Annotated in this window: 11 protein-coding genes; 3 read left to right on the top strand and 8 right to left on the bottom strand. The window is 43.9% G+C overall.

What is annotated here, in order from left to right:
* Window positions 1-14: 14 nt before the first annotated feature.
* Both IC229_RS30180 and IC229_RS30175 read right to left on the bottom strand, forming a co-directional pair.
* Complete coding sequence (locus IC229_RS30180; RefSeq protein WP_190891907.1) at window positions 15-3,443, bottom strand: hypothetical protein; 3,429 nt, start codon at window positions 3,441-3,443, stop codon at window positions 15-17.
* Between the two features lie 11 nt (window positions 3,444-3,454).
* Window positions 3,455-4,390, bottom strand: coding sequence for a DUF4007 family protein (locus IC229_RS30175; protein WP_190891905.1), 936 nt, complete (start codon window positions 4,388-4,390; stop codon window positions 3,455-3,457).
* A 111-nt stretch (window positions 4,391-4,501) separates the two neighbouring features.
* Between IC229_RS30175 and IC229_RS30170 the strand changes: the two genes are divergently transcribed.
* Window positions 4,502-5,683, top strand: coding sequence for a cysteine desulfurase family protein (locus tag IC229_RS30170; protein ID WP_190891903.1), 1,182 nt, complete (start codon window positions 4,502-4,504; stop codon window positions 5,681-5,683).
* A 1-nt stretch (window position 5,684) separates the two neighbouring features.
* On the opposite strand, the gene IC229_RS30165 is transcribed toward IC229_RS30170, so the two are convergent.
* From IC229_RS30165 to IC229_RS30145, 5 genes are all read right to left on the bottom strand, one after another.
* A complete protein-coding gene (locus tag IC229_RS30165; protein WP_190891901.1) occupies window positions 5,685-6,764 on the bottom strand; it encodes a nucleotidyl transferase AbiEii/AbiGii toxin family protein in 1,080 nt (359 codons plus the stop codon).
* Between the two features lie 25 nt (window positions 6,765-6,789).
* Entirely contained in the window at window positions 6,790-7,695 is a 906-nt protein-coding gene (locus tag IC229_RS30160; protein WP_190891900.1) for a DUF6577 family protein, read from the bottom strand.
* A gap of 316 nt (window positions 7,696-8,011) precedes the next feature.
* Complete coding sequence (argH, locus tag IC229_RS30155) at window positions 8,012-9,361, bottom strand: argininosuccinate lyase (protein ID WP_190891898.1); 1,350 nt, start codon at window positions 9,359-9,361, stop codon at window positions 8,012-8,014.
* 25 nt (window positions 9,362-9,386) lie between these two features.
* Window positions 9,387-10,067 (bottom strand): B3/B4 domain-containing protein, encoded by a 681-nt coding sequence (locus IC229_RS30150; protein ID WP_190891896.1) that lies wholly within the window; start codon window positions 10,065-10,067, stop codon window positions 9,387-9,389.
* A gap of 77 nt (window positions 10,068-10,144) precedes the next feature.
* Window positions 10,145-11,206: a fatty acid desaturase family protein gene (locus IC229_RS30145; protein WP_190891894.1), complete on the bottom strand. Its 1,062-nt coding sequence runs from the start codon at window positions 11,204-11,206 to the stop codon at window positions 10,145-10,147.
* A 637-nt stretch (window positions 11,207-11,843) separates the two neighbouring features.
* Here IC229_RS30145 and IC229_RS30140 point away from each other — a divergent pair.
* Both IC229_RS30140 and IC229_RS35485 read left to right on the top strand, forming a co-directional pair.
* On the top strand, window positions 11,844-13,442 hold the full coding sequence (locus IC229_RS30140; protein WP_190891893.1) for a hypothetical protein: 1,599 nt from the start codon (window positions 11,844-11,846) through the stop codon (window positions 13,440-13,442).
* 322 nt (window positions 13,443-13,764) lie between these two features.
* The gene (locus tag IC229_RS35485; RefSeq protein WP_223834280.1) at window positions 13,765-14,118 is read left to right on the top strand and encodes a hypothetical protein; all 354 of its coding nucleotides are present in this window, start codon (window positions 13,765-13,767) and stop codon (window positions 14,116-14,118) included.
* A gap of 392 nt (window positions 14,119-14,510) precedes the next feature.
* Here the strand turns inward: IC229_RS35485 and IC229_RS30130 are convergent, their stop codons facing one another.
* A complete protein-coding gene (locus IC229_RS30130; protein WP_223834279.1) occupies window positions 14,511-22,499 on the bottom strand; it encodes a putative Ig domain-containing protein in 7,989 nt (2,662 codons plus the stop codon).
* Window positions 22,500-22,553 lie beyond the last annotated feature (54 nt).

Genomic DNA, 22,553 nt, shown 5'->3' with positions numbered 1-22,553 from the left:
ATCAACGATTGGCTTTAATCCGCTTTAAATAAATCCCAAAGTGCACGAGATGCAGCTACCATTCCCACTTGGTTATTTGTGCCAATGAGGTTCATGATTTGTTGTTTTAAAGTATCGGCTTGCTCCTGTTCTTCGTCCGTTAAATGCAAGACACGCTCTCGTTCTTCGCCTGTAGCTTGAGTTAAAGCAACGCGAACAGCTTCTCCAGATTGAGTTGCCTTACTTGACAGAAAAGCGACGGCCTCTACTCTAATAAATTGGGCAACTAGATTATGAATTTCTTGCTCAAATCGGTGAACATCTGGGTCGCGCCAGCTGGCTGGTGGAACAGAACAAATTAAGCTTCCCATTGACTCCGCCCATTTCTCCTCCGGTAAGCTACGATCAGCTATTCGAAGACAAAAGCTTTTTAGACGGGCTTCTTTCACGTATAAACTTAATGCTTCTCCCCGATCGGCTAAAGCTACTCGAAGTGCATTTACGGTTCCTTCTAGCTGAAATTCCGTTAATAGGCGAAGTAGAATGTGTTGAAGTAACTTCGGATAAGCTCCCCTTATTTCATCTATAGAAAGCTGTAAAGCATTTACAAGGGGCAAAGAAACATCTTCCTGGCGGCTCTCCCGCTTATCAATTTTACGAAGGCCACAAGCCTTAGGTAGTTCAGAGAATAATAAACTACTTGGATCACGAGCGGCTATCAATGCGTCCCGTACAGCAATTGACTGTGGCGAGAGACGTTTGGTATTAATAGTATACTTTGGCAGAGCAGCCGCAAAACTGGCTAATGGTTTGACGACATCCAGTAGATCAATTCGCTGGCTTCCTGTTTTACCCAGATTTAGTTTTGTAAATAATTCTCGAAATAAACTGGTTCGAACCTGAGTAAGAGGATAATATTGAATATCGAATGTCTCAGGTGCTTTGGTAATTCGCTGAAAGACATTTCCAGTAACCCGAGGAATAAACGTACCGTCCTCATAAAAAGCTAACTCTTGTTCATTGATAACCGCATAAATCGCTAAAAGCAAATAAAAAAGCCCATCTCGAACACCGTACGGTTCTTTTTGCAACTCACTATTCAAATACTGTATCGATACTCGTTGATCAGCCCGATCATTTAGGATATATCGAATGTGGGTAAATGTGGGTAGTAGGAGGTTCAAATCTTCTGTCTCATCCGGTAAGGCAACAGTCCATTTTTCATTAATTAGTCTATGTAAACCTGGCTGCTGAATAACTGACAGGTACATAGACATTTCCGGAGGAGTTTTATCCGGCTCTAAACCAATGAAAGGCTTATCGGGGCTCCTAAATAGCAAGTCAATTAATCGTAAACGTGCTTTTGATGCAGCCGAGGAGACAACTCTTCGATTAATGAGTTCATTATTGATTCGCGGTGCTTTAGAATAAACCTCATCAAACACCTCAGTTAAAAGTGTCATAATGGATCTAGAACCGGTATCAGGTTTTAAAAGTCCCTTCCAGAACCACTTCGTTCCGTCTATCTCGGAGGTGGTGGTGATTCCAATTGTTAAACGAATTTGATTTTGGAGATTAAGCTCAGCTGCCGCAATTTGCCGACTCACCTCCTCCTGTGCGAAAATGTCATGCTCTAGACCAGCAATATTGCGCTCAATCCAATTCCATCGCTGACGTTCCGTAACTAGTGGTCCTAAGCCTTCCAGAGGTGCTGGTACAGCCAGTAGCACCTTGGGAATTTCTTGCATAAATTGATCCTCAGCCAGAGCTATAGCTTTTTTACAATCCTGAGGGGTTTCACATAAGGGTATGATAATGCGGCCGTCTGCTTCAAAATTAGTATTAGCGTAGTCTCTAATACTTGATACATCGCAATAAACAAGCTCAAAATAGCGCAATGTACCTGTTTGTATGTAGTGCCGTCTAGCAATAATAGGTTTATAATCAAGCCAATCAGTTATAGCTGCTGCTATATGTCTAACAGGTTCCACAGCTTTCTTGGCCTGTTGATAGGCATCCTCCAGATTAATACTGGTATGGGGCCAAAGACTATATCCCCCGGCTCGGCCTCTTTTGTATAAGTGATGACTTTCACTTAATTCCGATACTTTTCGAACTGTATCCTCCTTATCGGGAATTGCTATTTGCAGCAATTCATCGGTAGGGATTAAATTATCGGCATTTAAGACATTTAATAAGCCGATTGTCTTAACGAGTTGGCTATACTCATTTTTACTGTCCCCAAAGTTACTGACGATGGTCTCAATAGCTTTCCAGTGGTTTCGATGGCCCTGCATTTGCATCCGGGCACCAAAAACATTTCGTACATAATCGTAAAGATCGTATAATCTGAAAAAGGTATTACCACCAGTACGACTTACAAAATCTTGGAGACCAAAGGGTTCATTGCCCAATAGGAAGGCAAACAAAGACCGCTCGTTTTGCCCAAAACTAGAAAATAACCTGATTAATGGAGGAATAACCGTCGGATGTAATGGGTAGAGTCGGTCGGCCAACATAGACAGAAGTGTCTCCGCAGCCGCAGCTCCATACCAATGCAGATGTATCATCGCATCCATATCGGTTCGTGCCTGCTCACGTAGCTTGACGTCAATTTCAGAGAGTCGCACGTCCAAGGCATTCGCAATTAACTCAGCTAATTGCTCAGCGGGTTGATGCCAAAGAATTTCTTCATAACGACCAGCAACTTTTTCCCATTCTTTCTGCTGAACAACTGGCAGGGTTTCTGCGTATGCAGAGATACCTTGATGCAGTAATGCCGTGATATAGAATGGATGCTTCCCACTACGAACGGCGAATTCCGATAAGGATTGGAGTAAATAAATATCCTGTCTATCTGGATACATCGCAGCAAATTCCAAGAACTTGCCAACTTCATCTAATAGGAGGAACGTACCTTGGGATTGCCCTGTGCTAACAACATGTTTATGGGTAATCTTGAGCCACTCAAGCACTTGTTCATCGGTAACCACTTTTTCCTTTAAAACCTGGCTCCACTCTTGAACAATAGTTTCAGAAATGGGAACTATTAAGTCAGTAGATGAGGCATAAAGCCCTCGTACGATAGCCAAGCCTAAGGCTTCCCGAGAACCGGTAATTAATATTGGAAATAAGTTAGGTGCCTTCTTGAATGTAAGTAGAGCAGATTCCTTTCCAAATGATTTTTTGAAGGAATTTGGTAGTTTGTCAACGCCTGAGTGAAGCAGATGAGCCAGCAACAATCCGAATGAGGATTTGCCCGACCCGTAATCGCCCGTAATTCGCCAAGCCCGAAGGCCAGAATTTTGGGATAATCCTGCGGCAATCTGACCAATACTTTGGCGTGCTTGATTTGTCAATACATAGTCTTGTAAGGCTTCAGGATCACGCCAATCCCGTTCTAATTGTGTGGAGCGTAGAAAACGCCGTTGAATCCTAAAAAAGGATGGAGCTTCATCAACCATGGTTAACGCGATTAATTGGCTGGTTGATTATATATATTCTGCAATAACTCAGAGTCAACCTGTTCATTATTAAGTTCACGGTGTTTAATAATTCGAGGCAAGGCAGCAGAGGCTTGAAATTCGAAAGGTTTCTGTGGGTCTCGGTTCATGCTCTCCAATCGGTCCCGCAAATCGATCTCGCTTAATTTAAAAACTTGCCCAATGCTATTCGGTAGCACAGATACTTCACGAAACGTTAACGATGCTTCGTGGGGACGATGTAGCTGCCAGTAGTCATATAGACAATATGCCAACAAAGCATTTGAAATTTCAGGTTTACTATCCCGTCGGAATGTGTAAACCTCCTCACGCCGACCACCAGCTACTAATGCTCGTTCCCCTGAATGCTGGATTAAACGCAGTTCCGTAAGGGGGCAATCCAGGCTATCTTCGGCAATCGAGGCTCTTCTAATTCTGGGTGGCCGATATGTATGAAGAAAAATATCCAAATGCTGTTCTAAGGTAACCGTCGATAAGAGTCGTTCTTGTTTTTTAGTTTCAGCAATGAAGGCTTCAACTACTTCAGAGCGAGTAAAATCAGGAGCTGGCCATTGGTTTAGCATAAAGTACCAGGCAAACATAGGGTCTGTCGGGTGAGCTGTCATCTTCCAGTGAAGTAACCAAAGAGTTTGGATATCCTCCATGTAGGGATCAAGTCCCTTTTCTTCAAAAATCAATTTACCAAAAGGGGTAACGGTTAAACCTTGCCCTTCAGAGACTGCCACCTTTGTTAGTTGAACCCAAAATTTAATGGCTCGGACCATATTTTTACCTACTCCCAATCGAACCATAGCTTCGTTCTCGTTGGAAAATAGAAATGGGTCATCTTTAATGGCGCTATAAGCCTTAGGAAGCCAGGCATACCGGCAGGCAAATGTTTCATGGCCGGAGTAACGAAACTGAATCATAAAAATAGAGGCCACATATACAGAACTTTACTAATTTGCCCTGAATAGTTGTGTTTTGGTCGGTGTGTTTAATTTAGTCAAGAGTTGTCTCAATGTAGGCAAATATAAGGTATGTCTCAAACAATCTATTTAGATAATCATGCGACTACGGCTTGTGATCCCCTAGTTGTAGCGGACATGCTGCCTTTTTTTACTCAAATCTATGGTAATGCTAGCAGTGCCCATCAGTTTGGCTTTGAGGCAAATGAAGCTGTCAATCTAGCTCGTTCTAGGGTAGCTAATCTCATTGGGGCACAGGCTGAAGAAATTATCTTTACTTCAGGTGCAACAGAGAGTAATAACTTAGCTATCCTTGGTTCTGCCATAAAGCATCAGCAGATCGGCGGCAAACGAAAGAGAATCATTACGACATCCATTGAACATAAATCAGTTCTTGCTCCCTTTCAATATTTAGCTGACTTGGATTGGGAAGTAATTTTACTGCCAGTAGATAAACTTGGTACAGTTAGACTTGACATTGCTGAAAGGCTAATTAATGAGGATACTCTATTAGTCTCGATCCAAGCAGCCAATTCTGAAATTGGCACAATTCAGCCTATAACGACGATTGCCCGAATGGCACATCAGGTTGGCGCGCTATTGCATTGCGATGCCGCTCAAGCAGTTGGCAAAATCCCTCTTAGCGTCGTAGAATGGGATGTCGATCTACTGTCTGTAAGTGGGCACAAGTTACATGGGCCTAAAGGTGTAGGAGCTTTATACATTAGAGGGGGGACAGATCAACTGCCGCTTAGTCCACTGATTAGAGGGGGGAGCCAAGAGCAGGGCCTTCGTGCCGGCACGTTACCAGTACCTTTACTGGTTGGCTTTGGTAAAGCCTGTGAATTAAGCCAAGATGATTTGCCTGACCATTCACAATGGATGAGCACATTGCGTGATCAGTTAGAAACGAATCTTCTCAAAAACATAGGGCCCTTACGCGTAAATGGTAATGTCAGCAATCGACTTCCCAATAATACTAATATTACTTTTTTTGAGATCGAAGCCGATATGCTTATGGCCTGTCTTCCTGATATTGTATTAAGTACTGGATCTGCCTGCGAATCAGGAAGTATGGAACCCTCTAATGTGCTCATCAACATTGGTATGGATTATGAAGAATGTTTTTGTACCATTCGTTTTGGACTTAGTCGTTATACTTCTTTTGAAGAGATAAATCGAGTAACTCAAACCATTGCCAGTGCTTGGCGTAGTTTGGCTCCTAGTAATGTAAATAGTGTAAATGGACTTTAGTTTATTCGGCCTGAATAGCTAAAAACCAATAATAAAATGCTTCTGGTTGCGTCTTCTTTAGTTTGTTTAGCCGGTTATTGGTTGGATTCGTGAGCTGCCAATTGGCAATCTGACTTGGATGACTATACCGCTCAATGACTGTTTGATTAGTTTTTAGTAATTGGCTTAGATAAGCGGCTTTTGCACCGGCGAGGATTGCATCTTCAATACGAAAGTCAGTCACAATAAAGTTATTTAACCGCTTGACACCCTCCTGTAAGAATGAAAATCGTTCATCCTTAGGGTTACGAATAGCCAATATAAAGGCGGTCTCAATGACGTCATTTAATACATCGTTTGGCACTACATCCTGCATACGATAGGCTATTTCTTGTATGGCTAATCGTTCAAATGTCTGTTGTGTTATAGACAAGTCGTTAGCTTGGTCAAAAAGCAAGGCTACATCAAATAACTGCTTAATTACCTCTAAAGGCCTCTTTTTACTATATAGAATCCCAGTCGTATTTGGGGCAAAAGCGGTAAGTTTGTCCCCTAACAGAGAATTTATATCGGGTAGCTGCACCGTTAGAATCGGCTCTTGAACCTGCAACCAAGGGTGATTCAATGGTTTTTCTATCACACTTGGATATTCAGGCTCCGTATATAAAATATCCAGCAGAATTGGCTCATCCCCAAATCTAGGCCCAGAGTCTTTTGAGGCAACTCCACCAAGATCAATTGCACTCGAATAGTAAAACTTGTAATGTTCAACTGGTATTTGATGATGACTCTTACGATCAGAATCATTTGACCAGCGATTAAAAGCTCCTGACGAAACAATCTTATCAAACTGAACGTGAAGATCATCCGGTTTGTCTGCCATTACAATGTCTATATCGATTGAGAATCGACGTGGCTGTTCAAAATGTAAAATCAGTGAGGTGCCTCCTTTGAAAACAAATTGCAAATCTATTAATCGAAGCTGTTCCAATAAGCTTAGTGCCCTCACTACTTTTTCTAGTAATTTAAGATCAGACGTTTTCTTGAATTGGTGAGCGACTTGCTGAAGCCAGTCGCGCGTAAAGGTCTGGGGGAGGATCATGTTGTTACGTTTTGCTGGTTGTAGATTAAAGGTCTACTTGAGCAAATAATTTATTAATAGAGGTCAATTTATTACGACGTCGGGCATAGCGCCGAAGTTTATCTAGGTTTATGGCATATTCACGGGTTGCTTCTTGTACAATATTGGGTAGTTCCTCTTGGTATTGCTCAAATACGTTCTCATCAGCCAGTAAATCAACAAGCATTTTTTCTAATGTAACAGTAAAAATACCATCAACCTGCTGTAAGGGGGCTTCGCTGATGAGTTGCTTAATAATCACAACGGTTTGTGTATCTGTTCTATAGCGCTCAGTTAGGTTTAAGTCAGTCGCTTTGACTATGGGCAATGATAATTTAGCTAGTAGTACGATTTCTAAGACAGTGTCAAGAGCAGTTCTTTCCACTTCAATAAACCAATACGTTGTAAATGATTGGTAAGAGGAAAAAGCTTGTATTGATTGCGTAGACCAAATACAAAGAGTAAGATACGGAAATGATTTTCTCAATTTCCGGTCCCACTTCTTTAATTGATCTGGAATACTTGGTCGAAACTGACGTCGATTGGGTGTAAGCGATTGACTAACAGAGTCTTTATTGAGTCTATAGCTTCCTCTCCCTTGCCGATATAAAATACCCTTTTGAACGAGATCGTGAATATGCCAATTTAGCGTCGAAGGTTTAGCTTGTGGATATTTCCCCATTAAGAACTGGATCAGTTCCTGTTTACTGATCGCTCTCCCGTAGGAAAAGTGGCTAATGAACGGCGTTTCTATCATGCACCAAAAGTACACCCAATTATTGGCAAATAATCCATTATTTGCCAATAATTGGGTGTACTTTTGGTGCATGATAGAAACGCCTATTCGCTCTTTAAATAAATAAGCAAATTCATTGCTGGCGCAGACAGATCTAATGAGGACTAATTCGGGCACTATGTTCCTTTTAATTCTTGAAAGGTAAAAGAGCCGAATTATTAACGGAACAGGTTTATTGAACGCAAAAAAGCCTGTTTTCGGCTACTTCCCTTCTAGCCAGCCACGGTTCAGAAAATGTCCAAAAAATTTCATACAAGACAAATAGCGTAAATTGTCTTGTATGAAACCGCACGTATAATTGGATTGATTTAGCCACTGTTTCCTATTTAGGCCAACCTCACAATTAGCTATTACTGAGAAAAACTTAATCCGCCCAGCATTAGTAGTTTAACGCTGGACGGATTAGTCAGTCTATGGTATGAAGGGTACCCGGTTACGTTATTAACTTATTAATGGATTGCTCAACCCGATCGGACTGAAAACCAAGCAATATCTCGTTCATATAACGTTCGATTTGCTGATTCATAAGGTTACCTATGCTTCCTTCATGGGTATGTTTTAATGGTGCAGGCGCTTTATAGAACCCATTGACAATTTCTTTTTTTACTAAACCATAGGCATCCCGGAAAGGAATACCCTGTATAACCATCTCATTAGCACGTTCAACGCTGTAAATTAAGTTATACATTGGCTTGTCGAGCGAGTTCGGTAGTACCTGAAGATGTTCGAGTATGAAGGCAGTCATATCGAGGCAAGCCTGCATTTCATCGAAGGCAGGTATCAAAATTTCCTTTAGGATCTGCATATCACGATGGTAGCCCGATGGTAGGTTACTCATGACCAGCATTACTTCCATCGGCAGCACTTTCAAGCGATTCATTTTTGCTCTAAGCAGTTCAACTACATCTGGATTTTTCTTGTGGGGCATAATGCTGGAACCCGTCGTCAGCGCATCTGGTAAAATCAAAAAACCAAAATTTTGGCTATTGTATAGACAGATATCCATAGCCATTCTTGACAACGTAGCAGCTACAGCAGCTAGTGCAGTGAGTGCTGTCTGTTCTGTTTTTCCTCGACTCATCTGCGCATAAACTACGTTGATGTGCATCCCTTCAAAGCCCAGAAGTTCTGTCGTTAGCGTTCGATTAAGCGGAAATGACGAACCATACCCTGCCCCCGACCCTAACGGATTGCGGTTCGCCAGCCGGTAAGCCGTTTGCAGAATGAGCGTATCGTCTGCCAACGCTTCGGCATATGCACCGAACCAAAGCCCAAATGATGAAGGCATAGCTACTTGCAAGTGCGTGTAGCCCGGCAGCAGGTCATCTTTATGTTGTTCTGAACGGTTAATGAGCTGATCAAAAACATTTTTCACCGCTTTCGACACCCGCCAGAGCCTGTCACGGGTGAAGAGTTTCAAGTCGACTAGCACCTGATCATTCCGTGACCGACCAGAATGAATCTTCTTCCCTATATCGCCCAACTTCTGAGTCAGTAATAATTCGACTTGAGAGTGTACATCCTCTACGCCCTTTTCAATGATAAACTGCCCATTCTGGGTTTGCAGGTAGATTTTTTTTAATTCTACCTGCAATTGTCTGAGATCTTCCTCGCTGAGTAGACCAATAGTCTGAAGCATTTGTGCATGGGCTAGGCTACCCAGCACATCGAACGGGGCGAGGTGGTGATCCATTTCCTGGTCGCGCCCAACGGTGAATCGCTCGATTTTATCAGCGACTCTCGTAAATTCGGCGGTAACATCTTCTTTTTGCCAGAGTTTCATAAATAGCTGCGTTGAAATCAGGTAACTAATAAATAATAGAGTTGATCTTACCTCCGCAGTACTGGGAGATTCTGGATGATATTGTATCCAGAGTTCGAGCTAAATCTCCAGGTTGAAGTTGGTCTGTTGGACACTCCACAAATAGTGCTATTCGCTTTGATTCCGGCGTGATTTGAGTCTTATAGCAGTCCCTATAATTCCAAAAGCGGGTCAATATCGTTTGCTGATCGCTATAAACAATTTCGTCCTTTAACGTTTTATCCTCTTTTCCGTCAATCGTAACGAATGGTTCATTACCTTCCGATAGTCTTAGTGTAATAGCCCCTTCGACTTTATCCAAATCATACCCGCCAACCGGACATAAAGTAGTTAGCTCACCGAGAAGGTAAGTATTAACCACCGTGTTAATAAATGGGAATGAATACCCTTTTTGGATACGTCGAACTAAAGATTCGACAGTAGGCATAAATTTTTTAGGGTTTACCCCTTGAGTTCGGTAAACCTGCCGCCATTCTAGTATTGAACGATGGTTATCCAAAGCTTCTAAATCAGGGTAAATTGCCCTTACCTGTTGCTCTTGATACCTAAGTTCTGCTTCTAGGTATGTGTTATTCGTCGCTGTATTATCAATGCCTTCGGCAAGTAACACACCGATGTGCAGGCTGGGAAACCGCACACGTATTGAGTTGTCAATTTCGAAAGTCATATCGAATGGTAGCCAAACCTGACCGATTAACCTTGGCTAATCGGTCAGGAGAAGCATGTTTGAAGTAAATAGGATGATTATAACGTACTAGGATAGCGGCCGATCAAGTCTTTTATAAGGGATTTTGGGCCGGTAAAAAACGAGTCGTATTTAGACGCGGCTGCTTGATACTCGGAAATTTGGAGCATCAGATTGTGCACTCTCCCTAGATTTGGCATTGGTACACCTGGATTGACATGATGAAGTAAATGCCAACCATCGTTCTCAGGATATAAGAACCAAGATACCCACGTTGTTGGAAGCGTTCTTGTATAAGCAGCCATAGTAATAGGAGCCTTTAAATTGGGCTCATCTCTGTGCGGATGGTCCGACAATTCTGCAAAGCATTTTACTGCGTGATAAAATGAAGCTCTATTTAAGAAGTAATATAGGACGACAGATACAATCGCTGTTGGGCCAAATAAAAAGGCTATAGTGCCACCAAGGCCTGCCCAAAATATTGTTGTTCGTAAAAGAGCGGCCTTAGACATACCACCCAAATCACCAAATAAGCTTTTCATCCAAATTTGTTTATCTAAGAGCAATGGCTTATAAACCTTCCAGAAGGCTATGAGTATACTGTCATCGTCGTTAATATGGACTGGATAGCATAATATATCAGGATCTAATCCAAGCGTCGCCAAACCTCCGTGGTGTTTCATATGTCCTTTTATATAACTGTTGAAATCATATAGCATAACAGGACCTAATAACCACTCTCCTATCACATTATTCCAGTTTCTAATCCCTGATCGTAAATCAAATATGTTTCGATGGGAAGCATCGTGAACTTGATTTCCAAGAGCCCGAATCGCTCTTGCAGTAAAAGGTGCGGTCAGTAAGGAGGTCAATGGGTTCCAATAAAACAGGCCTGCACAAATCACTAGTAGCAGCAAATTTCGTGCGATCCAAAAAAGGGAGACGACCGTGTTAGGTTTCTCTAGTTCTTTAAATGCAGCGGTTAAACCATTGTCTGAAACCTGGAGTTTCCATTTTCTAACCTCAGTTGCCACCTCAATACTACGCGTTTGAGAGTGATTATCAGGTAGCCGTTGTGTTCCTTCTGGGCTTACCCTATTTTTTTTTGTTGTAGTCTTCATCGGGTTTTAAGCTTCTTTTAAATGATTAGACCTGAGATGTGCAGATGTTTTATCCGTAATGTGAGCGACCTTGTCGTGTTCACTTGCTTCGTTGGACACCTGGGAGGTATTGTCCATAAGTCTACCCTCATGCTTGCGGGTCTCCTTTTTCGCACCCCTAGAATTGCAATTTGTGATCTCGACCAGACGGCATAGGCCATCGTCTGACCGTGGAGAAGCCTTCACCTTGTTCAGGCAAACTCCAGTGGTTTTACACTTACACATAAGGGTAGATGAGCTACATCCTTACATCCACATTGGAGGTTGCCAAATAGCATTGTCAACGATAAACCCGGACTTTACGTTAACTTTGTAATACGGCTCCCAATGTGGATGTCGGCTTTGCGAGTACTACTGTTCTCCGGCTCTGTAATCGGATCAGTAGTACTTTTTTTGCTAAATACCGAAGCAAACATAAGGAAAAGTATAAGTGAGTCAGAATAAAATTCTGATTTATTTGTTTTGACAAAATATATATTTATTATAAATATTTTTCACAAAATTTAATTTGTTTATAAAAAAATTATAATTTTTTTATAAATTTTTTAACAATTAGTCAATACTATACTATTTTAGCGTACATTTTTTATAGCAGATAATGACACGTAGTAAGCGTTCAGGGGCAGACATAAGCTATTTACTTCGGATAGGAAAAATTTTAATGGCAGTAGGCGAAGAATACTGTCGAAATGTCAAAGTGGCCTTTCAGGCTGAAGGAGCAGGGATTAAAAATGTAGGCGAACTATCGCGTTTAAGAAAACTCTCTGTTGAAAAAGTAGCTGAATACCCTTACACTATTATGCATGCGAATAATATATTTACATTATATATACGGTATGCTGTTGGTAGAAGTAAGTTAAGTCAGTCTGAAAAAGATGACATTTTAAAGGAGTGTAAAAATGACTATTCGGATCATTATGATTTGCAAAATTTTATTAAGCTACTAAATATTGATGTTTCTGAATCAGAAGTAGAAGATGATCAGTCTCGTAAAGTAATTACAAAAGAACCAACAGTATTTATAGGTTACATTTGGAATGTTACAGAGATGTATATTAAAATAATTAGCATTACCTTTTCATTTTCAAAACAACCTAGTAAAGGCACATGTCTGTATAAAATATATGATCACAAGCGGTATGTTAGTAATTTTAAAATGAATGGAACATTAGCACTATTTTATAATTCTCAGGAAGGCGAATTTAGACATTTGAAAAATAATTTAACTGCTATTACGAGGTCGACAGAATTAGATGATGTATTTGAGACATATTTTTCAATCCGCGCAAATTATTTTTTGGATAGAAAAGACAAACATGCATTTCGGACAGGTTTTTTAACTACTATACTTGGCACAGAAAATATAAGTACTGGTCTAGTTATTCTCCAAGCAATGGAAAGCGAAGAGGCTGTTGAGAAGGAAGTAATTGAAATCTTTGAGGAGCGACGTAAACACGACGAGAGCGAAAAAAATAATAAGCTTAAGTTATTTTATGAAGACACAAGAATCCATCCATTTATCCAACATGTATTATACAACCACAGTTTTAATACTATAAAGGAGACCCTTGTTCAAACTATTGATGATCTTGATCCAAGTCAGTACACATTTGAAATAAATGAAGAGTCTAATAAGCGAATAGCTGGCTATTACGAATATCATTATTTAGATGCTAAGCACAAAGAAATTGTCAATGGAATAATGTATATTGGACCGAATGGAAGGTCATTTATGTACACTCATAAGCAAGTCTTTTACTTTGGTCTTTTTCAAATAATACAAGATGATACTGCCAGTCTACGGTTTGATTTTAAGGAGAACAAGCGATTTCACCGTTTAAGTATAATAATAAGCCTATATGATCGGCTAAACACACCGTATCTTTATGGAGTTTATAGCGCGATAGAACACGGCCACGACCTGCCAGTACACGGAAGAATAAGATTTACAAAAATTCAATGTAATTCATTCCTTGAGGCCCAAAGTACGTATCCACCAAGTGTTTCCATTTTCAACTTAAGAGAGTTAAGCCAAAGAGATTCTGATAATGAAGAAAATTTGAAATCGGATTTATGGGAATTTATAAGAGGAAAATTACCTACCAGGGATGCATTTGGCGAATCTCTCTATTTTTATGAAGATGTATTGAGTCAGCAGAAATTAGATTTAATTGATGGAAAACTCATCTTTAAGTAATAACTGAATTGTCTCTTCCCCTTTTGTCCACTTTTGCTTGACGAGGTACAGTTGGCGCGTCGAGTTAGCGATTTTGCAGGCCATTGAACAGAATAAATAACTCACCTGCACACGACCATTCTATGAGTCCAGCCACATTGTTTTATCTAATTGGTCCATCTGGTTCGGGCAAAGATGCGTTGCAGGTGTATGCTCGTGAGCACTTGAGGGGATCAGAAAACGTTTTATTTAGTCATCGTTATATTACTCGGTCCAGCCAGGCAGCAGGAGAAAATCATATTGCTTTGACGCAGCTGAGTTTGACCAACGACAGCAACTGGGTTTGTTCGCCCTAAGTTGGCAAAGTCACCAGTATGCGTACGGAATTGGGGTTGAAATTGACGCATGGATGCAGGCAGGCGCGCATGTCGTGATCAACGGATCACGAGAGTACTTACCCCAAGCCAGTCAGCGGTATCCGGATATGCGGGTCATCTTACTAGAAGTAAATTCGGATATTATACGCCAACGTTTAGTGGAACGAGGTCGGGAAACGGTCCAGGAAATTGAGGCTCGCATCGCCCATAACCAGCAACTTCCACCCGTTGGGCATCCCCGCCTGTATGTGCTCAATAATGACTCTTCTTTAGCCGAGACTGGAGCTAAACTTATGGCTTTACTGAAAGGCAGGGATTGATTAATAGGGATTCCGTAGTCCATGCTCGTCGCCAAAATCGTCCAAATAAACGGTGTAGAGGTTCAAAACTCAGAACGACTAAAATGAACGGATTTATTGGACGCAAGAAAGCCTGTTTTCAGCCACTTCCCTCCTACCCTGCAACCGTTCAGAAAAACGTCCATATGTTTTTAAAACAAGAAATACTGTATCGGAGCCTGCGATAGGCTGGTTTCGCTGCAACGGGTGAAAAATCATTACAATCCCTGCAGAGCCACAATAAATAAAGTTAACCCGCTAATAAATGACTAATAGCGGGTTAACTTTAATAGGGGATGGTTTGTTTGTGGTATTTTATAACCGCTAGACTGTACAACAAAAGGTAGAAAGCTGTTTATTAGCCCAGCCTTTTATCAATTGCCATTCAGTCTTAATCGACTATCGGTATTGAACAATAATCTCCCTGTAGTATTGTAGATTACCCGTAAGGCTTGCCCCTGGTAACTGGCCGGTAAGCTCACCGCATGACTGATGGTTACTACATCCGTATTGACTGGTATTCGACCGCAGGACCAGACTGTCGGATCGTTCCAAGGACCAGCCTTAACAGTCACCATCTGGGTACAGTTGCTGTTGGTGCAAGCCCCTAACCAGTTGTAACTATAGCTAGCTATTTGAGGGCTGCCTTGCTGAATCGCTCGCAGTTGTATCACTGGATTATCCGTGTACAAATTCAGCGTATATGGGCCGGGATTAGTGGTAACTAATTGTTCATTGACCACTGAGAAACTGATAGGCTGACCCGTCAAACCACTATACACCGGATTGAATACGACCCTACGTTGAGTGGAAGCGACAGCCGAACAACTAATCAGATTGACACCCGTAATCGTGAAGCCACTAGGCGTGGTGGCAGCCGGGTTCACGGTTAGGTTAAAACTGGTGCGGGCGGTCAATCCTCCTGGGTCAGTAGCACTCACCGTCACTGAGAAAGGCGAGCCTACCGTGGTGGAGGGCGTACCCGAGATTGTAGCTGGAGCTGTGAAACTTAGCCCCGCAGGCACCCCACTGACGAATAGGGTCAAACTGTTGGGCGTTTCGGCATCGGTAAACGTATTGGCCGGAATGTTCAGCGAAAATGCCTGGCCTATAGTTGCCGATTGAGGGTTGATAGCATTCGCTATGGTAGGCGGACAGTTCTGGTAGGTGACATTCACGGTAGCCGTTGAGGAACAGCCTGCCGCATTAATGGCCGTTACCGAATAGGTGCCGATAGCATTGACCAGAGCGCTACTACTGGATGGTCCTGTGGATTGGGTCGCTCCTTGGCTAAAGAGGTAAGTATTGAAACCGGCAGTAGCCGTCAGCCTAACACTGGTGGTGGAGCAGCTTAATTGTCCACTGGCGGTCAAACTAACCGCAGTAGCTGCTGTACTGGCGAAGACGGTGGTGGTTTGGCTAGCCGTGCAGCCATTAGCCCCTGTCACCGTCACGGAATAGGTGCCTCCCCTGTTCACCACCGCCTGATTGCCCGACATAGTGACTACGCCTGATCCGGCAAACTGGTAGTTACTACCCCCTCCAGCGGTAAGCGTCACGCTGGTTTGAGCGCACGTCAACGTACCACTAACGGTCAGGGTAGCTGTGGGACCCGCTGTATTCGATGTGACGGTGGTAGAAGCTACAGTACCACAACCGCCAGCTGCCACGGCTGTCATGGAGTATATGCCTGTCGTATTGATCGTGGCGGTGGCGCCCGTAGCCGTGAAACTATTGGGTCCCTGCCAATGATAGCTTAGTCCAGTCGTTGACGAAACGGCGGTCAGACTGGCCGTGGGTTTGGCGCAGGTCAGCGTTGTAGAAGCGGGGCTGATGATTGCATTAGGTACGGTATTTACTACTGTTGTTTGGAAGAACGACTGACCATCTTTACTATACGTAATCGTATGGGAACCTACCCCTGCTACGACAGGATTAAAAATATTCCCTGAAATACCAGGACCGCTAAAGGTTCCCCCGGCAGGAGCACCAACGAGTGTTTGCGAGGTAGCATTGCTACAGTAGGTGCCATTTAATCCAGTAAAGCTTATCGGACTGATAAATTGTGACCAACTGACCTGCTTGCCCGACGTTCCGGAAATGCCCTGCACATCTTTAACATTCGCTGCCTGTGCCGTAAATACATACTGGCCGCTTCCGGTCGTAATCGCCGTAAGATCTATGTTGAAGGAAGCCGAATCGAGCTGCGTAATAACAACCGACGAACTCATGATATTTTGGCCACCCTGTAATGAGAGTGTCATATCTTCGTAAGTAAAGGTGGCCGGATCGATTCGTTTGTTGAAGTAAATCTTGAGATTTTTTACCTGCGTCGACGATACCTGAGTCGGAGCGCCACTGATGCTATCCACTTTGGGTACATTCATATCCTTTGGCTTCCACACAACGGTGTAGGTGGCCGATGCCGTTGAGGCAAAGTTGTCTACGAAATGGAATTTGTTTTCATAAACCGGCGACCGGAGTACAGGCAACGTAACAAACGTCAGCCAGGCATTATTCAACGGAATGATCTGACCATCGCTACGGGTCACACTGACCAGTTCGTAAAGCCTGTTGCCAGGATCAGGTAGCTTGACGTAATTGAATCCGGCTTCGGATGGGGTTACCGTTAACGTATTGGTGAACGTCGGGCCTGATACGGGGGCACTAAAACTGCCACTGGTAGCCGCACTAACTTTGGCGGTTCGGTTCCCCTGCGAGAAATAAATGATATCGGGTACGTCATTGACATCGAAAATATCATTGACCAGGAAGTCGGTTATCCCATCTTCCAGTTCGCCATACAGCCGGATACTTTTGGTCAGCTCGTGGAGTTGAACACCCTGTACAAGGCTTAGGTCTTTATTGCCAAAACTACTCTTGTGGACAACCTTGGCGTCGTAACTGACAAATTTCCCAAGCAGCGAACTTGTAAAGTACCACTGCCCAATTTTAGTTCTTAACGGCTCGATCGTACCGAAATTGATATTCGTCAACCCCAATTGTACCGGTTGCCCCTGTATATTAGAACTAATCAATTTGAAATCGATTAACAACCCTTTATCATTTTCAACAATCTTGGGCTGGGCCGACGAGATGATCATATCGCGGGCGGGGCCGTACCCTTTGTTTTCGACCATGACCGCTAACTCAGCCGGTACCGAAGGTTCTACCTCCTGAGACGTAAGCGCATCGTCTCCTAAAATATTCCGCTCTATGAAATAGTGGAGCATCAGGTTTGGACTGGGGTTAACCGTTATGGGGACTGGGGTTAACGGCATCGTGACCATAGCTTCCACGTAAGGGTCCCAGTAGGTTACAGAACCACCGAATTTATACACCTTTGACGTCTGTGGTGCCGCATCTACACGCGGAATAAACAGGAATTTGGTCGAACCTTTTTGCTGTGCATTGATGTCTGCGGGATTTGCCGGATTTTGGGGCTGAATTTCAAAAAGGCCGTTGCTGGACGTTCCATTTTCGTCAGTGATCTGGATGTTGACAGAAATAGTCTTCATGGCATCCGTCGGGTGGCCGTTGAAGATTTCCAGAGTTCCCTCAAAGGCTTCCCGGGTCATGGTCAGTTGCTGGTTGAACTGAACAGTCACCGATGCACAAACGCCCTTTTGTTCACCATCAATGATTTCATTGAGAGACTTTATTGACTCCTTATGCATCCCATCAATGGTATTAAACCCTCTATTAACCGAATAATTGTGGGCCTGAATTAAGGTATCCACGTAATTTTTAACCTGATTCCAGTTAATAATATTGGGATAAGTAGCATTAGGGGCAAGGACATTATTAGCCTTGGCTTCCAAGGAGGTATTCCAGCGGGAAAAGAAGGCCGAGAGTTCGGATGGTGATATATCATATCCGGCCATTAGCTCGATAATGTTACTTTGAACATTGGCAGGAATAGGCACATGATTGTCTAAGTAGTGATTGACTAGAGTATATAAAATTGGCCCACACTCTCTCTCTATCAAATCCCCAAAAAGCTCACCCATCCAATTCCTCAGTGCAGAGTATCCATTTATCACGACCTGCAGATTACCTGAAATTTCATTAAGAACTGCATTGGGTAGTGCACCTGCCGCCACTCTTCCGCCACTGCTTATTTCTTTACTGCATTTATATATAGCTTTCGCTATACCATATACACAAAAGACTTGTTGTGCTCCAGGTAGCTTTTTAGCAATTTTTTCAGGTAGCTTCTCCAGAATCTTACCATAACCTATTTGTGCTCCCCCTTCAGCTGCACATACCATTAATCCAACTCCTTGATCCATACCATCATCCCCATCTAGATATGCATTACTGTAACATAAGAGAATTGCGGCTATATCAGCACCTGGAATACAACCTATTATTGCCTCCCCTATATCTGAGATACAGTTTAAACAACGGGTCTTACCTGTCTTAACCGGAGCCGGATAAATCATTCCTCCTTCTCCGGCTGCACCGCCAATTGGATAGCAATTGTAGCATGGCCCTCCAGAACAAGCGCGGCCTTTATATGTAAATAGAATCCCAGTCTGTTGTTGTAATTCAAGGTTTTTACATTTATACTTATATACTACACCCGTGAAATCTGTACAGGATCCACTAGCGGCTGCAGCGCGGCCACCCGGCAATCCGCTTCGCCTACGCATCACGACCGGAATTTGAATGCTCTGTTTCGCCAAAAGGTCTCCTGGGAGATAATTGGTTATGAATTCGTATTCACTATCCGTCGTCGGTAGATTTAAGGTCACTTCTTCGGCCGTGATGAGTCCGTGGTTGGTGAGTGTGACCATAAATTGATACGATTGCCCGGTCGAAAGTTCAGGCATTTCATTGGGCATTTCGATCGTCACGACCGGTATCGGCACATTGGTCTCAAATGTGGCCTCAAGAACCGTCTCATATTGATCCTCTACAGTTGTGGGCACCACATTCCAGCTAAAGGTTATGGCCTGATAATTTAGAAATACGGTGGACTCTGTTGTGGCTCCTGGGTTAATCTCCAGGACATCTTCGTAGGGTAGGTGCTTGTCTTTTTCGACCTTAATGCGGTGTTTTCCTTCTGGAATATTTGCTCCTAGAAATACCCCTTCTGCTGTGGTATACCCCTGCGCGTACAGTTCACCGGTGAAGTAGTTCGTAATTTTAACAAGCGCGTCTTTTACATTCGGCCCATTGCCATTATTTGTGTTATACGTGAACTGATTGGTCGCCACAATCCGCGCGGTTCCTGTCGCTTCAGAAACTTTCTTAAAAGTAAAGGGAATGGAGAATGAGTTTCCATTCACTACATTGACCCCAATTGTTCCATTGATGGGATTGTTAACCGGAACTTCACTCAGGGCACTAAATTTCAGCACCACGACAGCCGTATCGCCGGGCGCTAATGATGTCAATGTTTTGGACGTAACGCTGGTTAGCCAGTTCACGTTAGGCAGATTGATGGTAATAGCGCCCGTCGCGGCTTTGCCTTTATTAATCAACTTAACGTCGATCCGGCGCTCGCCCGAACTCTGAGATACACTGGCCTGAATGTGCGCTACGTCAGCAACAATATACGCACGGGCAGCCTGGCAGTAGTAGTAGGTAGTTACTTTCTGGATAATCCCCTCGTCTGATTTTGCCTGGAGAATGGCTTCCTCGTAATTATTTCCACTGGTCAGCGCAGTACCGCTAACCGTGTACCCAAGATTAACTGACGTATTACCGGCTACGTTTGGCAACACCGCGAATTGGACGGTAGCCCCGCCGGGCAACGTAACAGGCGCCAGGGTAAAGTTACTGAGGCTCTTGCTGCTCAGGTTTTCCACCGTTACGTACCCGCTTAGGATTTCGTTTTGAGTAGCAGTAAATAGTACGTTATTTCCCCCATTGACTCGAACCCCGAGAATATCGAACCCATCCTGTGCGGTTGTTTGATTTAAGCCGGGGAAACTGGCACCGACAACGTAGTGACCCGCTTCGCTCGGCAGCGGTATAAACGGTACCGAAAAATTCCCGGAGGCATCCGTCGTGTCGGAAAGCGTTCGTCTGATGCCGTTCGTTATGACGTATATTTCAACCGGTACATTAGCCGCCGTTGACCCATCAGTTTTTGTCGCCGAACCGGTAATGGGAACAGTAGTACTTTTCAGAAAATACAGGGAAGCCACCGCAGCCGTGACCGTATAAGCCGGGTCAATCGTGACGCTAACCGGTGCCGATACGTTGTTGGTAAACAGGAGTTCCGTCAGCGTTTCGTTCGGGTTCGCCCAGTAAAGCAATTTAAACACTCCCTGTTTGATCGGAGCCTTCGCCGACTTAGCGAGTATTTTTGTCTGACCGGCTGGAATGGCTTCGCTGAGGGTGTCTTCCGAAAGCTGGATATCCGATGCATCAATGACGTTGTCTGTTGACAGATACCCTCGGACTAATATTCCGCTCGGTGCGGTAGTATAACCGCTATTTTTAACCGAAACCTGATAGCTAACAGTAGCACCGGCCTGCACTTTAGTACTACTGAGCTGAACCAGCGGGATTTGTAGGTCTGGCTTATTCAAATCCGTAACGACCGCAAACGTCGATCCCGAAGCAAGTCCAACGGTTCTCGCTGTGAAATAGACGTTCTGATTCCCATCGGTTATTCCATCATTGAGCGTGGTGATGGCGACATCAATAGATGCTTGCCCGACTGGTATGACAGCAGTTGCGGGTAGCGTAGCCTCCGTTAGATCGGACGAAGTAAGCGTTACGGACAGCGCGCTAGTCGTAGCTCCATTGCGAGTGATACGTAGCGATCCTGCATTTGCCAATCCCTCACGTAACGTTTGTGGGATTACAGTTAGCGAAAGAGATGGCCCATCATCATCGTTTACGATGACTGTTCCAGAAACCGAACCCGACGACGTAGTAGGAGCATTACAACCGCACGACGACACAAATAAAGAAGTGGTAACCCTCACTAACCGTTGGCCATCCAGTAACGAATTATCTACTACGCCAATGGTAAATGTTTTCTCGTTTTCACCTTCCGCCAACGAAATGGTGCTCGGTAACACGAGCGTATTGGGCAGGTTAGCCGATAGATTGGCCGTAAATGCGATTGAACTACTGGACGTTCGTCGAAGTATAGCTTGCGTAGCGTTTGCGCCCGCCGATTCGGAGATGTTCGACGCTAGAATTACCAGCTCCAGATTAGGCAAATCGTCATCTTTTACTAGGATGGTGCCCGTAGCCTGATTATAGTTTGAAGCACCTGCCGTAATCGTAACGGCCAGGTCAATCTCAGGAATGCTGTCCTGTGCCAGCGTAACCGACACATTCGTGGAGAGAGCACCCGCAGCAATCGTGACGGATGCCGGAACGGGGAAACGTGTGGGGTTACTGGATTGTAGGAAAACAGTCAATGGACTGGTTGGAGCAGGATTGGTTGCTACTCTGAAGGTTACTGTTTGCCCTTCCGAACTGCTAGTTGGAAGATTGGTGATGGAAAGAACAGGTAGAACAACCACAAAGCTGCGCTGAAGGGAAGACGCTGGGTTATATACCCCGTTGCCGGGTTGTCGGGCTTCTACAACAACTGTTCCGGCCCCCGTCAGGGTAAGGGTATTGCCGTTCAACGTAGCCGGCCCCGATAGCACGATGAAGCTAACCGGCAGACCCGACGTGGACGTGGCTGTCAGGCTAAATGGTGCATCCCCGACTGTCTTGGTAGGGATAGCTTTAAAAGTAATGCTCTGGTCCCGATTCGAAACGGTAAACGTTCGCTGCAACTGCACCGGTTTGAAGTATTCATTTCCAGCCTGGTAAGCCGTAACCGTTACTTGTCCAACCGCACCAGGGAAGGTAATCTTGTTTCCGGTGAGTACTGCTACGTTAGAAACGGGTTGCGTAGTCATCGAAAAGCTTACCGGCAGCGCGGAAGTGGCGGTTGCAGTGAGAACCAGCGTATCGCCCACGTACTTATTCGGAATTTCGGCGAAGTTGATCGTTTGGTCTACCTGGATTACCTGATCAACCCACGGCGTAAACAGCACTCTATCGGATACTTTGTTCCCTTTGCCATTCGGGTTGAGCGTTGAATGCAAAGGCCCCGTTGGCGACCCCCAATATGTGTTTCGAGCATCAATGGTTTCACTACCCCCGTTATTTATTCCATAGTCGGTGTTGCTGTAAATTTTATTATTTTGAAGCGTGGGCTTTCCGGTACTATTATAAATACCTGTTAAATTCCCGAAAACATTCGACGTAGTAATCGTCAAGGAACTGGCATTAGTACGAATCCCTATTGCCTCGCTATTACTTATTGTAGACTTCTCAATACGAACTCCATCCGTATTTATCTCAACGGCCTTACCAAATGACCAGGTATCACCCATGCGGTCGATGGAGACATAGTTCAGGATGGAGGCTGAACTACCCGCATTGAAGAA

Origin of the sequence: Spirosoma profusum (assembly GCF_014699005.1) — a bacterium.
Taxonomy (GTDB): Bacteria; Bacteroidota; Bacteroidia; order Cytophagales; family Spirosomataceae; genus Spirosoma; species Spirosoma profusum.
The sequence above is the reverse complement of the archived record's forward strand: the minus strand, read 5'-3'. Positions and strand labels throughout refer to the sequence as shown.

What these genes read in the sequence shown, in the direction of transcription:
- IC229_RS30180 (WP_190891907.1), bottom strand. Translation starts at nt 3,443, where the DNA reads ATGGTTGATGAAGCTCCATCCTTTTTTAGGATTCAACGGCGTTTTCTA.
- IC229_RS30175 (WP_190891905.1), bottom strand. Translation starts at nt 4,390, where the DNA reads ATGATTCAGTTTCGTTACTCCGGCCATGAAACATTTGCCTGCCGGTAT.
- IC229_RS30170 (WP_190891903.1), top strand. Translation starts at nt 4,502, where the DNA reads ATGTCTCAAACAATCTATTTAGATAATCATGCGACTACGGCTTGTGAT.
- IC229_RS30165 (WP_190891901.1), bottom strand. Translation starts at nt 6,764, where the DNA reads ATGATCCTCCCCCAGACCTTTACGCGCGACTGGCTTCAGCAAGTCGCT.
- argH (WP_190891898.1), bottom strand. Translation starts at nt 9,361, where the DNA reads ATGAAACTCTGGCAAAAAGAAGATGTTACCGCCGAATTTACGAGAGTC.
- IC229_RS30150 (WP_190891896.1), bottom strand. Translation starts at nt 10,067, where the DNA reads ATGACTTTCGAAATTGACAACTCAATACGTGTGCGGTTTCCCAGCCTG.
- IC229_RS30145 (WP_190891894.1), bottom strand. Translation starts at nt 11,206, where the DNA reads ATGAAGACTACAACAAAAAAAAATAGGGTAAGCCCAGAAGGAACACAA.
- IC229_RS30140 (WP_190891893.1), top strand. Translation starts at nt 11,844, where the DNA reads ATGACACGTAGTAAGCGTTCAGGGGCAGACATAAGCTATTTACTTCGG.
- IC229_RS30130 (WP_223834279.1), bottom strand. Translation starts at nt 22,499, where the DNA reads ATGGGTGATACCTGGTCATTTGGTAAGGCCGTTGAGATAAATACGGAT.